The 12,298-nt window shown below is 58.0% G+C and carries 11 protein-coding genes; all 11 read right to left on the bottom strand.

Going from position 1 to position 12,298, the window contains the following annotated elements; translation table 11 throughout:
• Nucleotides 1-88: 88 nt before the first annotated feature.
• Nucleotides 89-1,669 (bottom strand): ABC transporter substrate-binding protein, encoded by a 1,581-nt coding sequence (locus tag RUM8411_RS14865; RefSeq protein ID WP_085823506.1) that lies wholly within the window; start codon nt 1,667-1,669, stop codon nt 89-91.
• Nucleotides 1,670-1,847: 178 nt separating this feature from the next.
• Nucleotides 1,848-2,819, bottom strand: coding sequence for an alpha/beta hydrolase (locus tag RUM8411_RS14860; RefSeq protein ID WP_085823505.1), 972 nt, complete (start codon nt 2,817-2,819; stop codon nt 1,848-1,850).
• Nucleotides 2,820-2,901: 82 nt separating this feature from the next.
• Entirely contained in the window at nt 2,902-4,188 is a 1,287-nt protein-coding gene (locus RUM8411_RS14855) for an amidohydrolase family protein (protein WP_200818587.1), read from the bottom strand.
• Between the two features lie 2 nt (nt 4,189-4,190).
• Nucleotides 4,191-5,132 carry an ABC transporter permease gene (locus RUM8411_RS14850; protein WP_085823504.1) on the bottom strand — a complete coding sequence of 314 codons (942 nt, stop codon included), beginning with the start codon at nt 5,130-5,132 and terminating at the stop codon, nt 4,191-4,193.
• Nucleotides 5,132-6,205 (bottom strand): ABC transporter permease, encoded by a 1,074-nt coding sequence (locus RUM8411_RS14845; RefSeq protein ID WP_085823503.1) that lies wholly within the window; start codon nt 6,203-6,205, stop codon nt 5,132-5,134. The genes RUM8411_RS14850 and RUM8411_RS14845 overlap by 1 nt, the downstream gene beginning before the upstream one ends.
• On the bottom strand, nt 6,202-7,719 hold the full coding sequence (locus tag RUM8411_RS14840; RefSeq protein ID WP_085823502.1) for an ABC transporter ATP-binding protein: 1,518 nt from the start codon (nt 7,717-7,719) through the stop codon (nt 6,202-6,204). The genes RUM8411_RS14845 and RUM8411_RS14840 overlap by 4 nt, the downstream gene beginning before the upstream one ends.
• Before the next feature lie 39 nt (nt 7,720-7,758).
• A complete protein-coding gene (locus RUM8411_RS14835) occupies nt 7,759-8,748 on the bottom strand; it encodes a BMP family protein (RefSeq protein WP_085823501.1) in 990 nt (329 codons plus the stop codon).
• A gap of 108 nt (nt 8,749-8,856) precedes the next feature.
• Nucleotides 8,857-9,120, bottom strand: a complete 264-nt coding sequence (locus RUM8411_RS14830; protein WP_200818586.1) for a glycosyltransferase family protein — start codon at nt 9,118-9,120, stop codon at nt 8,857-8,859.
• A gap of 5 nt (nt 9,121-9,125) precedes the next feature.
• A complete protein-coding gene (locus RUM8411_RS14825; RefSeq protein ID WP_085823500.1) occupies nt 9,126-10,574 on the bottom strand; it encodes a mannose-1-phosphate guanylyltransferase/mannose-6-phosphate isomerase in 1,449 nt (482 codons plus the stop codon).
• A 215-nt stretch (nt 10,575-10,789) separates the two neighbouring features.
• Nucleotides 10,790-11,446, bottom strand: a complete 657-nt coding sequence (locus RUM8411_RS14820) for a metallophosphoesterase (protein WP_268808359.1) — start codon at nt 11,444-11,446, stop codon at nt 10,790-10,792.
• 614 nt (nt 11,447-12,060) lie between these two features.
• The coding region (locus tag RUM8411_RS23050; RefSeq protein ID WP_234995248.1) for a hypothetical protein at nt 12,061-12,298 on the bottom strand (238 nt) is incomplete at its 5' end.

Below are 12,298 nucleotides of genomic sequence, written 5' to 3'. Positions count from 1 at the left end.
TATGTCCCGCAACGGGTGGTGCACCAAACCATAGCGCAAAAGGCAGGGCGCTATACACGCGCCCTGCCAAATCACCGATCTGAATGACTTAATTCAGAGTGAAGTACTTGATCTTGGGCGAATCCTCGGGCTCGACCACGGTGCCGACGTTCGACTTCATACCCCAGTTCAGCACCTGATGGTGGATCGGAATATACAGCTGTTCGTCCTGCACCACCTGCCAGATCTCGGCGATCTGCTTATCGCGCTCGGGCAGGTTGGTTTCCGAGGCCAGCGCCACGATCTTCGCATCCAGATCCGGGTTGGAATAGCGTGTGCCGTTCCATGATCCATATTTCTCACCTTTGGTGTGAGTCAGGAAGTTGAAGATGTATTCCGAGTCGTAGGTCGGAACACCCCAGCCCAGCATGTAGAAATCGGTTTCCAGGTTGTTGATCAGCGGGAAATGCTGCGCCTTGGGTTTGGCATCCAGATTAACGGTGATGCCGATCTGCGCCAGCATACCGACGGCAGCCTGACAGATCGCCTCATCGTTGACATAACGGTCGTTCGGGCAATCAAGCTGGATCGAGAACCCATCCGGATACCCCGCCTCGGCCATCAGCGCCTTGGCCCCTTCGATATCGGTGCTGGACGAGCTGTCCATGCCTTCGTCCCAACCATTCACAAAAGGCGGCGCGATCATGCCTGCCGGGGCCGACTGGCCGCGCATCACAACCTGTTTAATCGCATCGCGATTGATCGCCTTGGACATGGCTTGACGCACACGCACATCTGACAACGGGTTCTTGCCGTCGACATTGTCATTGGCCAAATCCGCATCACCCATGTTCATGCCAAAGAAGATGACCCGGTTCTGCGGCGCGGTGCGCACGTCCAGACCGTCGGAACCCGCAACCCGCTCGAGGTCTTGTACGGGCACGTCCTGAATAAAGTCGACCTCGCCCGACAACAGTGCCGCAACGCGGGTGGCGGCGTTCTGGATCGGGGTGTAGATCACCTCGGTCACCTGCAGCGGGAACTCACCCTGTCCCCAATAGTTTTCATTGGCCGCCAGAACAGTTTTCACGTCCGGTTCGCGGCTAACCAGCTTGTAGGGGCCGGTGCCATTGGCGTTCTTGGCGGCAAACGTATCCTCACCACCCTCATAATCCTGCACCTTGACGGCGTTGTTCGCTTCGGCCCAGCCTTTATCCATCATGAACATGTTGGTCAGGTTGTTGGGCATGATCGGGTTCGGACCATCGGTTTCGATCTCAACCGTGTATTTGTCCGGTGCGCGCACCTCTTTGACCGAGGCCAGCAGTTCCTTGTAATCGCTGTCCGGCGTCATCGCCCGGTTCAGCGAGAACACAACGTCTTCGCTGTCAAACTCGGCACCGTCATGGAAGGTCACGCCTTCACGCAGCTTGAACACCCAAATGTTCGGGTTTTCCTCGGACGGGGCCCATTCGGTGGCCAGCGAGGGCACAAGCGCGCCGGAATGGTCGCGCATCACCAGCGTTTCCATGATCTGGTGCGCCAGCGCCGATGTCGGACCTTCGTTCTGAGCATGCGGGTCCAGCGTCAGCGAGTCGCCAGCACGCGCCCAGCGCAAAGTTTCAGCAGATGCACCTGTGGCCATCAACGCGGTGGCGCTGGCAGCCATCATCAAGTTTCTTAGGATCATTATAGTCTCCCCTGTTTTTTGTATGCACCGTCGGTTTTGGACGGCGGGCCGCTTTTTGCGGCCATGGTGAACCTGATCATCCAGATCATTTTGCCAGTTGCAACATTAGATTGTGCTCACCCGCCCCGACCCAAGGGAAAGTCGGCTGGAAACGTCACATATCAGACGGGTAAAGATGTTAATCCAGTATGATCGAGCGCTGATGCGGATCCTGCGGAAAGACACGACCCGATTGCACGCATTGCATAATATGCACGAACACCTTGCCGGCGTCTCCGCCGCGTTTTTTGGCGCCAAAATACTTGTGTCCGGTCGGCGTGTCATAGCGGGTGTTGACGTCATCGCAATCGACCTGAAACACGTTACGCGGGGTGCGGTCGATATTTTCCGGCCCCGTATGCCCCAACCGGCGTGAGGCCACCTTGTTCCTGAGGTTCGCCGCCTTGCTGGCCCGCAACGCCAGATCGTCAGAAGCGTAATAGACCACCACATTGCGCGAGGCATGGCTAACCAGAACACCCGGCTCGTCCTCGTGCACGGTCTCATTTACCACGTCGGCGGCCACCATGAATGTATTGCGGAACAGCAGCGGCACCCCGGACGCCAGATCATACCGGTCCCAGGCGATCAGAGTCTGCCGCAGCACCCGGTTGCCCATCGAATGGGCCAGAAGGTTGATCCGTTTCAGACAGGGCGCAACATCGGGCTCGTTATCGGCGCTGTTACGCCACTCCATGAACCGCTCCAGCACCCGGGCAAAGGAAAACCCGCTTTGGTCTGCGGATTTCTGATCGTCCCAGTATTTCTGCACGATGCCCTCTTCGGCGTCACTGGGCCAAATCAGGGGCAGCACCAGAACTTCGTTTGGATTGGCAGCATCACACAGCCTTTGCAGCTCGGCCGTGGTTTCGAACACGTCCTCGGGCAGATTGTTGAACCCGTGCAGATACAGCAGAATCTGCCGGCACTGGCTGTCACGCACCCGGCGCAGCAGTTCCTTGCTGGTAATTTCGGTATGGTGCTCGTCCGGGCCTTTTTCGCAATAAAAGACCGAGTTAGACGGCGCGTTGTTGTTCAGATCAAAGGTAAACCGTCGCCCGCGGCGCGTGCGAATGCTTTGGGTTGGAAATCGGTTGGTGATGAAAAGCATGTGAAATCTCCGGGCTGAAAATGAGGCACTGGATACCTCCAGAGTATCAATCCGGGGATGCGTTGTCAGCAATCGGCTGCGGTCATTGTTCGAACGGCACCCGCGCCTCGTCCAGAATGGCCGGGCCAGTGGGCAGGTTCAGCGCATGCGTCACCGGGTTTGACCGGGCGATGACCCGGCCTTTGCGCACCACAGCCAGACGATGGGCACGCAACCGGATCGCCTCGATCCTGTCGGTCGCCTGCAACAGCACAAAATTCGCGTCACACCCTTTGGCCACGCCATAGCCCTGCAGCCCCATGATCCGGGCCGAGTTTTCGGTCACGGCATCGAAACACCAGGCCATATCGGCGCGGCTGGACAGTTGCCCAACATGCAACCCCATAAAGGCCACGTCCAGCATGTCGGCCTTGCCCAGCGAATACCACGGATCCATCACGCAATCCGAGCCGAAGCCGACCGTGACCCCTGCATCGCGCAACTCGCGCACACGGGTCTGGCCACGGCGTTTGGGATAGCTGTCGTGTCGGCCCTGCAGCATGATGTTGATCAGCGGGTTGGGGATGGCATGCACCCCGGCCTCGACCATCAGTGGAATCAATTTCGAGACGTAATAGTTGTCCATCGAATGCATCGAGGTCAGGTGCGATCCGGCCACCCGGCCCTGCAGACCAAGGCGCTGAGTCTCATAGGCCAGCGTTTCGATATGGCGGCTCAGCGGGTCGTCGCTTTCATCGCAATGCATATCGACCATCAGACCACGCTCAGCGGCTATTTCACATAACAGACGCACGGATTCTGCCCCATCACCCATGGTGCGTTCGAAATGCGGAATACCGCCCACCACGTCGACACCCATATCCAGCGCCCGAATCGTGTTCTGCATCGCGGTCGGATCACGCAGAACACCGTCCTGCGGGAAGGCCACCAATTGCAGGTCTAGGTAGTCTTTCACCTGTTCGCGTACTTGCAGCAGAGCCTGCACGCCCTTGAGTTCATCATCGCAGGTGTCCACATGGCTGCGGATCGCTCCGATCCCCTTAGCAACGGCCAACTCACAGTAACGCAGCGCGCGGGCGACGATGTCATCTACTGACTGGATCGGCTTGAGTTCGCCCCACAGGGCAATGCCCTCCAGTAAGGTGCCAGAGACATTCATGCGTGGCGTCCCCAGCGACAGAGTGGCATCCATGTGGAAATGCGGATCAACGAAGGGCGGGGATACCAGTTGGCCCTCAGCATCGATGACCTCGGCGGCTTCGGCTGTGATCCCGGCCTCGACCGCAGTGATCTTGCCATCCTTGCAGGCGATGTCCGCTTTGGTCTGGCCGTCGGGCAGGGTGGCATTTTTGATGAGCAGATCAAGCATGATTAGCGTTGGCCTTTGAACCAAGGGGTGAGCAATGCACGCGGATAGTCTGCCGAGCGCGCCGCAATCACAAGGGCGATGATCGACAGGATATAGGGCGCCATCAGGAACACCTGCCCTGGCACCAGCGCACCGATCTCGGTCTGTAGACGCACTTGCAGGGCATCGAAGGCCCCAAACAGCAACGCACCCAGCAAGGCCTTGCCCGGCCGCCAGCTGGCAAAGATCACCAGCGCAATACAGACCCAGCCACGCCCGTTGACCATGCCGAAGAAAAACGCATCAAAGGCGCTCATGGTCAGGAATGCCCCGCCCAGCGCCATCAGCGCTGATCCCACGGTGATCGCGCCCATCCGCAGCGCATAGACCGACAATCCTTGGGCATCGACGCTGTCGGGGTTGTCCCCTACAGCCTTTATCGCCACGCCCAGCGCGGTGCGGTTCATCACATACCACACCACCGCGACCAGCAGCAGGGCCAGCCAGGTCAATGCGGTTTGCTGGAACAAAACAGACCCTAAAAATGGCAAATCTGACAGGATCGGCAGGTCCAACGGCTGAAACGGCTCGATCCGCGGCGGCGAGGATACGTTCGGCAACGCCGTGCGATAGGTGAAATAGCTGACCGAGGTTGCAAACAGCGTGATCCCCAGCCCCGAGACGTGCTGCGACAGGCCCAGCGGCACGGTCAGGATCGCATGTAACAGGCCGAAAAACGCACCCGCAAGTGCCGCCACCAACACGCCACCCCACAGCCCAGCGCCCAGCCAGACCGCCATCCAGCCGCACATGGCGCCAACGACAAAGATCCCCTCGATCCCCAGGTTCAACACGCCCGCCCGCTCGCAGATCAACGCGCCCAGCACGCCAAAGATCAGTGGCGTGGCGATACGCAGGGACGCAGCCCAGAAACTCTCGGACAACAGGATGTTGAGTATGTCCATCATGAGGCGGCCCTCGCGGTACTGGACCGAACGATCCGGTAACGGGCGACAAAGCCGCCGACCAGCACGCAAAGCAAAGACATTGAAACCACCAGATCGGCCAGAAAGGACGACACGCCCATGGCGCGGCTCATGCTGTCCGCGCCCACAAAGACCGAAGCGATGAACAGCGCGGCAATCACTACGCCCGCAGGTGACAAGCCCGCCAGCATGGCCACAACGATGCCGGTATAGCCAAATCCGGGCGACAGATCGGCGGTCAAATAGCCTTTGAGTCCCGCCACTTCGCTGACCCCAGCCAGACCGGCCAAACCACCCGAAAGGATGGCGACGCCAAACAAGGATCGCTTCACGTTGATCCCGGCATGGCGCGCGGCAGCGGCGTTTTCACCTACCGCCCGCAACCGAAACCCCCAGACCGAGCGCGCCAGCATAAACTGAGCCAATCCGGCCAGTATCAGAGCCAAAATCAGCCCGGAATGCACCCGCAGCCGTTCCATCAACGGGGGCAGCATGCCTTGATCCAGAACCGGCGCCGATTGTGGCCAGCCCAAGCTCATCGGGTCCTGCAAAGGCCCTTCCAGCATCATCTGCACAAAGATCAGAATGATAAAGTTCAGCAGTAGCGTGGTGACAACCTCATCCGCGCCGAACCGCGTTTTCAGATAGGTAGGGGCGACCATCCCCGCAGCGCCAGCAGCCGCGCCCAGAATCACGATCATCGGCAACAGGAGAATACCGGGCACATCCAGCACCCCGGACCCGATGGCCACGGCAGCCATTGCCCCCAAATATAGCTGCCCCTCTGCCCCGATATTCCACAGCTTTGCCCGGAACGCCAAAGCGGCAGCCAAACCGGTAAAGATCAGCGGCGTGGCACGGGTCAACACTTCGGAAAACGCAAAAACAGACCCAAACACACCGCGAAACATCTCGGCATAAGCCACGATTGGGTTGGCCCCGGCGGCCAGCAACGGGATGGCGGCCAAGGCCAGCGCTATCACCGCTGACAGGATCGGAACACCCAGCGTGAAGGTCCGCGATTGCGTCTCGCGCGGTTCAATACGGATCATGCCGGTTCTCCTGCCATCATCAGTCCGATCTGTTCCCGATCGCGGCCAGGGGCTTCGTGCAGTTCTCCGTCGCGGATCACGACGATCCGGTCGGCAAGGCCCAGAATCTCGTCCAGATCTTCCGAGATCAACACAACACCAGCCCCGCGTTCGCGTGCCTCAAGCAAGCGTCGCCCGACCTCGGCCGCCGCGCCCATGTCCAGCCCGCGTGTTGGTTGATTGGCCAGAATCAGACGGGGGGCGCGGTCGAATACGCGCGCCAGAATGAGTTTCTGAATATTACCACCCGACAGCAGCCGTGCCGGGGCGTCCACACCCGGGCCGCGGACATCATAGGCTTTGGCCAGACGTTCGGCGTTGGACTGAATCGCCTCATGCCGCAACAGACCGCGCGATTGCACGCCCGGGTCATCCAGATATTCGATAACCATGTTTTCGGCCACGCTCATCGCGCCGACAATACCTTCGTGGTGACGATCTTCGGGAATACGACCCACACCTGCGCGCACCATCGCGGCTGGGGTTGGCGCGTCAATTTCCACCTCATTTACCCTAATCAGACCCTGTTCTGCTTGCGCCAACCCCGAGATCACGTTGGCCAGCCCGCTCTGCCCGTTGCCCGAAACCCCGGCGATCCCCAGAATTTCATGCGCGTGAACGGTCAGATCAACCGCGCTCAGCGTATCCCGTTTGGACCGACCCGAGACCGAGACCCCAGACAGGGTCAGAACCGGTGAGCCCGGCGCGATTCTGGTGCTCGCAAGTTCGGGCGTTTCCGCACCAACCATCATCCGCGCTATGGATGTTTCGTCCGCCTCAGATGTCGCCATTTCACCGACAAGGTGCCCATGGCGCAGCACTGCGATGCGGTCGGAAAAGGCCAGGACCTCACGCAGTTTGTGGCTGATGAAGATGACCGACAGCCCTTCATTCGTCATCATCCGAATGTTCTCGAACAGCGTGTCAGCCTCTTGCGGGGTCAGCACCGCCGTGGGTTCGTCCAGCACCAGAATACGAGCCCGCCGATACAGCGCCTTGAGAATCTCAACCCGCTGACGTTCACCAACAGACAACCGCCCAACAGGTGTATCCAGCGGCGCGTTCAATCCGCTTTGGGCTATGATCGCCTCGATCTTCTTGCGGGCCTCACGCCGGTTCCGGCGCAGCGCAAACAAAGGTTCCGACCCCAACGTGATATTGTCTAGGGCCGAAATATTCTCGGCCAGCGTAAAATGCTGGTGCACCATGCCAACGCCCGCACCCAGCGCCACTTGCGGCTGGCCCAGCGGCAGCGGTTGCAGCACGCCAGTCTCATCCGCCACCTCGATGGTGCCCGCATCGGGCAGGTAGTGCCCAAATAGCATATTCATCAGCGTAGTCTTGCCCGCGCCGTTTTCGCCTAGCAGCGCCAGCACCTCACCCCGGTTCAGGGTCAGGCTGACGTCGTCATTGGCTACGACCGAGCCGAAACGCTTGCTCAGCCCATTGAGCTTGAGAACTATGGAATCAGTCATGGAAATGGCGGGCCGGCACAAGAGCCGGCCCGATTGCAATCAATTGTCCGAGACCGGGCGGTCGTCATTTACGTTAACCCGGTACAGACCTTCAAGGATTTCGGTTTGCCGGGCATTGACCGCCTCAAGAACCTCGGCCGGAACCAACGCTTCGTCCAGAACCATCGATCCACCGCCATAGCCCATAAAACTGTACTGGCCGTAATCAGACGCCTCAAACGATCCGTCGGCCACGTTCGAGATGGCCTTGTCGATCGTAGGCTCCATATGCCAAAGGGCCGAGGCCATGATAGTGCCTGGGTAATCGCCGGACGTGTCGATCACGTTGCCCACGGCCTTCACACCACGCTCAACCGCCGCGTCCGAGACGCCAAAGCGTTCGGCATACATAATGTCCGCACCCGCATCCATCATCGCGATGGCGCTTTCCTTGGCCTTTGGCGGGTCGTACCAGCTGTCGATGAAGGTCACCAGAAAGGTGACATCCGGGTTCACTTCGCGCGCACCTTCCATGAACGCGTTCATCAACCGGTTCACTTCAGGGATCGCATAGCCACCGACCATGCCAATCACGTTGGATTCGGTGGCTGCACCAGCCACCATGCCGGTCAGGTAGGACGGTTCATGAATCCAGTTGTCAAAAACCGAGAAATTGGGTCCGACCGGACCAAAGGACGAGCCCATCAGAAAGGCGGTGTCGGGATAGTCTTTCGCCACTTTGCGCGCGGCGCGCTCTAGACCAAAAACCTCACCTACGACCAACTGCGCGCCTTGTTCGGCATATTCGCGCATCACCCGTTCATAATCCGTGTTGGCCACGTTTTCCGAGAACACATATTCGATGTCTCCGCGTTCGGCCGCAGTGTTCAGCGCCAAATGGATGCGGCTGATCCATTGCTGTTCCACCGGCAATGTGTAAATCGCAGCAACTTTGACCGTTTCGGCAGCAGCCAGCCCGGCGGAGTATAGTGTTGAGGCGGCAGCAACCGCAGCCAGCAGCACTCGACGTGTTAATCTGTTTTGGGTCATCACTCTCTCCTGTTTTGCAGGATGCGAGCATTTTTTTACTATTTAGTCAAATTTTTTGATCCACGGCGATGGCGTCCAAGAGGGCCTCAGCCGCTTTTTGAGCAAGCCTTAAGACACAACAACCCTGTGAAAACCCGCGAGTTCCACCATCGGCATCAATGGCAGATACTTCTTATAGTGCGACTTGGCACCAGGCAGACGACCTATAAAGGTTTGCCGCACCTCGTGTTGCCGGATTTTGTCACTTACACTTCCGGGGTCGTAGACATGGGTGACAATCACAGCATCCGGATAAATATCCAGAAAGGCCTCAAGCACCTTTTCTCCACCGCGCATGCCCACCAACCAATAGTGAACGATTGCGACCTTCACGACGCTTAGCCTTTTGCCCCCTGGCCCCGCGCATATATGTCTTCATAGCGAACGATATCATCTTCGCCGACATAGGCACCGGTCTGCACTTCGATCAGGACCATTGGAACCTTACCCGGGTTTTCCATCCGGTGGACCGCGCCCAGCGGGATGTATACCGACTGATTTTCTGTCACCAACTGCTGCGTGTCGTCAATCGTCACACTGGCGGTGCCTTCAACAACGATCCAATGTTCAGACCGGTGGAAATGGCTCTGCAAGCTCAGCGACGCACCGGGGTGAACCACAATCCGTTTCACCTGGAACCTGTCACCGACCACAAGGCTTTCAAACCAGCCCCACGGGCGGTGGTCCTTGGGGAAAGTCGTCGCCTGAGCCGCGCCCTTTTCCTTCAATGCGGAAACGGCTTTCTTAACGTCCTGGGCCCGCGATGTATCGGCAACCAGAACCGCGTCGTTCATCGCAACGGCAATGATGTTGTCCAAACCAATACCAACTACTTCCAGTTGGTCGCTATCCGACCGCAAGAGCGTGTTGTGGCAGTCAATTGCGGTCGCGCCGCCGCTGGTCACCACGCCCTGCGCGTCCGGCTCACTTTCGCGCCAGACCGCATCCCAGCCGCCCAGGTCTGACCATGCGGCATCAAACGGAACCACCGACAGATTTGTGGCTTTCTCCATGACGGCGTAATCGATCGAGATATCCTCGGCCTGCCCCCAAGGTTCGGGGTTCAGGCGCAGGAATCCCAGGTCCGCGGTTGCGGTTTCAACCGCTGCGGTGACCGGCTCAATCAGTTCGGGCGCATGTGTCTTAAAGGCCGCGATGATTTCACTGGCGCGGAACAGGAAGATCCCCGCATTCCATTTAAAGGTTCCGGCCGCCAGCATCTCGGTCGCGCGGGGCAGGTCTGGCTTTTCGACAAATTGCTCTAGCGGAACAGGCGAGCCGTTTTCATCCGGCGTATTTGCGAGCTCAAGATACCCATAGGCGGTCTCAGCATGGGTTGGCATGATCCCAAACGTCACCAGTTGCCCCTGTGCAACCGCGTCCAGACCACGCGCTACTGCTGCTTGAAACGCAGCGGCATCTGGAACAACGTGGTCTGACGGCGCAATCAAAAGAACCGCATCCTTGTCCTCGTGATACGCACACAGCGCAGCGGCCAGAACGGCCGGAGCCGTATTGCGCCCTTCGGGTTCAATGATGATCGTCCCCGGATCAATCCCAATAGCCTGAAGCTGTTCCACAACGATGAACCGAAAATCCGAGTTGGTCAGCACAACCGGTGCGGCAAAACTCAGATCTCCGGTTTTGCCCGACAGCCGTCGTGCGGATGCCTGAAACAGAGTTTCTTCCCCTACCAATGGCACGAATTGCTTGGGATAGCTTTTGCGGGACAAAGGCCAAAGGCGCGTACCGGAACCTCCGCAGAGGAGAACTGGAGTAATCAACATATTGGGCTCGAAATCTGTTCAACTTTAACTTGGTCCTATTGAATGTGAGTTACAGTGACAAGTCCAAGACTGAAATCAACCAGAAAAAGAGCTTTTTTGCTGCTACCTCAGCAGGATAAATGTTTTTTTCGTGCGGGGCATGATGCGTCTCGAGGGTGTGAAAAATACTTAAATAACAGAAACTTGGGGCTTGATAGAATGGAAACAGTCCAAAATCACGGGCGTGCCGTCAGAAACCTTGGCTCGTTTCCGTCAAGACATACCGCACTCAGCACACCTGTCGCATAAGCACCTGTATCCACCGCGATGCGCCCTCTTGTGGCACCTGCCTGACCAACGATGGTATGCCCGTAAACCACCCAAACTCCATCGCGCCGATCGACTTTTTGGAAAGACGGGTGTCCCCAAACCAACGATGTATCGGATTGCTGGGCTGGATCTGAATTAGGATCCGCGCCCGCATGGGTGACCAGCACATTGCCAGAAGACCAGGACGTCTTCAGCCCCTGCACCCATTGACACAGCACGTCCCCCATCGCGTCCTGCAAAGCATCCCGGCAACCTCGCAATTCTGATTTGCTCATCTCTGCCCTGGCACTCCGCACACCAAATGAGGCCAGAGTTTGCAGCCCACCATAGCGCAGCCATCGCGGTCCGTAAGCCTCGGGGCTTTCGAGGAACCGCAACAGCATCTCCTCATGATTGCCCCTCAGACAGGTGAATTCCGGACGCGCACTGATCAAGCGGAGCACCTCTGCGCTGTGCTCGCCGCGATCAACGCAATCACCAACCAGAATAACTTGATGATCCTCTGGCACTTGGACCAACAGCATTTCAAGCTGAGCTATACAACCGTGCACGTCCCCAATCACACAGATGGGATTATCCGGGGCAGGCGTCGAAAAAACAGCTCGGCGTCCGAAGAGGTTAGGGAGAGATGGCAGCACGCTGCAATGACCTTCCGAGTGATTTTCCCGAAGTCGCTATCGAAATGGATCACAGAGAGATACCTGTGACGGTTGGTCCGGGCAAGCCTGTCTTCAGGCTGTTTGGCAGGCTGGTACACCCATTTGGATGATCTCCGACCCTTTGATCCGGTAGACTCCTGTGATCCGATTGCGCCCTTTGTCCATGAACCATGATTTAAGGGGTTCCGGGTAGTAGTCAGCCATAACCCGGCTGAAATAGTCAAAGTCTTTTTGAGGCAGTCGTCGCCCGCCGCGGGACGGTCCGTGAAATCCAAATATCGTATCCGGGTCCACACATGTACCTGGCAGTCCGAGAAACATCGTACAGGTTGAAAAGCACACCCGTCCTCGAATCCGGACCTGCACACCGTTGCGTTCCAGGTTTTCAAGCTCCAACAGTCGGTCATGTAAATATCCACCCCTGTCATTGCCGACCACGAGATACCGTGGGGTCTGTGCCCCAACATTTGTCGAATACATCATTGCCGCAACGGCCAGCAGGCACATATGGTTGTCCGTTACCGCCGCCGTGGCCACACTCCCAATTCGCGTCCATTTGCTTCCACAGTGCTTCCAGTTGGTTTGGCACAAATAGAAACACCGCCGGGGGCGGTGCGTAACATACTGATATGATGTGTTTTATTTTGGTTTGCGGGAGTAGGATTTGAACCTCTGACCTTCAGGTTATGAGCCTGACGAGGTTTGATCGTGAAGCAAACAGTCCAGTGGACTGTTTGTAGATCGAACGGGCTGTTT

The sequence above is a fragment of the Ruegeria meonggei genome, from assembly GCF_900172215.1.
GTDB lineage: Bacteria > Pseudomonadota > Alphaproteobacteria > Rhodobacterales > Rhodobacteraceae > Ruegeria > Ruegeria meonggei.
This window is presented reverse-complemented; position numbering and strand designations above follow the sequence as displayed.

Coding starts and splice junctions, on each gene's coding strand:
- RUM8411_RS14865 (WP_085823506.1), bottom strand. CDS start 1,669: ATGATCCTAAGAAACTTGATGATGGCTGCCAGCGCCACCGCGTTGATG.
- RUM8411_RS14860 (WP_085823505.1), bottom strand. CDS start 2,819: ATGCTTTTCATCACCAACCGATTTCCAACCCAAAGCATTCGCACGCGC.
- RUM8411_RS14855 (WP_200818587.1), bottom strand. CDS start 4,188: ATGCTTGATCTGCTCATCAAAAATGCCACCCTGCCCGACGGCCAGACC.
- RUM8411_RS14850 (WP_085823504.1), bottom strand. CDS start 5,132: ATGGACATACTCAACATCCTGTTGTCCGAGAGTTTCTGGGCTGCGTCC.
- RUM8411_RS14845 (WP_085823503.1), bottom strand. CDS start 6,205: ATGATCCGTATTGAACCGCGCGAGACGCAATCGCGGACCTTCACGCTG.
- RUM8411_RS14840 (WP_085823502.1), bottom strand. CDS start 7,719: ATGACTGATTCCATAGTTCTCAAGCTCAATGGGCTGAGCAAGCGTTTC.
- RUM8411_RS14835 (WP_085823501.1), bottom strand. CDS start 8,748: ATGACCCAAAACAGATTAACACGTCGAGTGCTGCTGGCTGCGGTTGCT.
- RUM8411_RS14825 (WP_085823500.1), bottom strand. CDS start 10,574: ATGTTGATTACTCCAGTTCTCCTCTGCGGAGGTTCCGGTACGCGCCTT.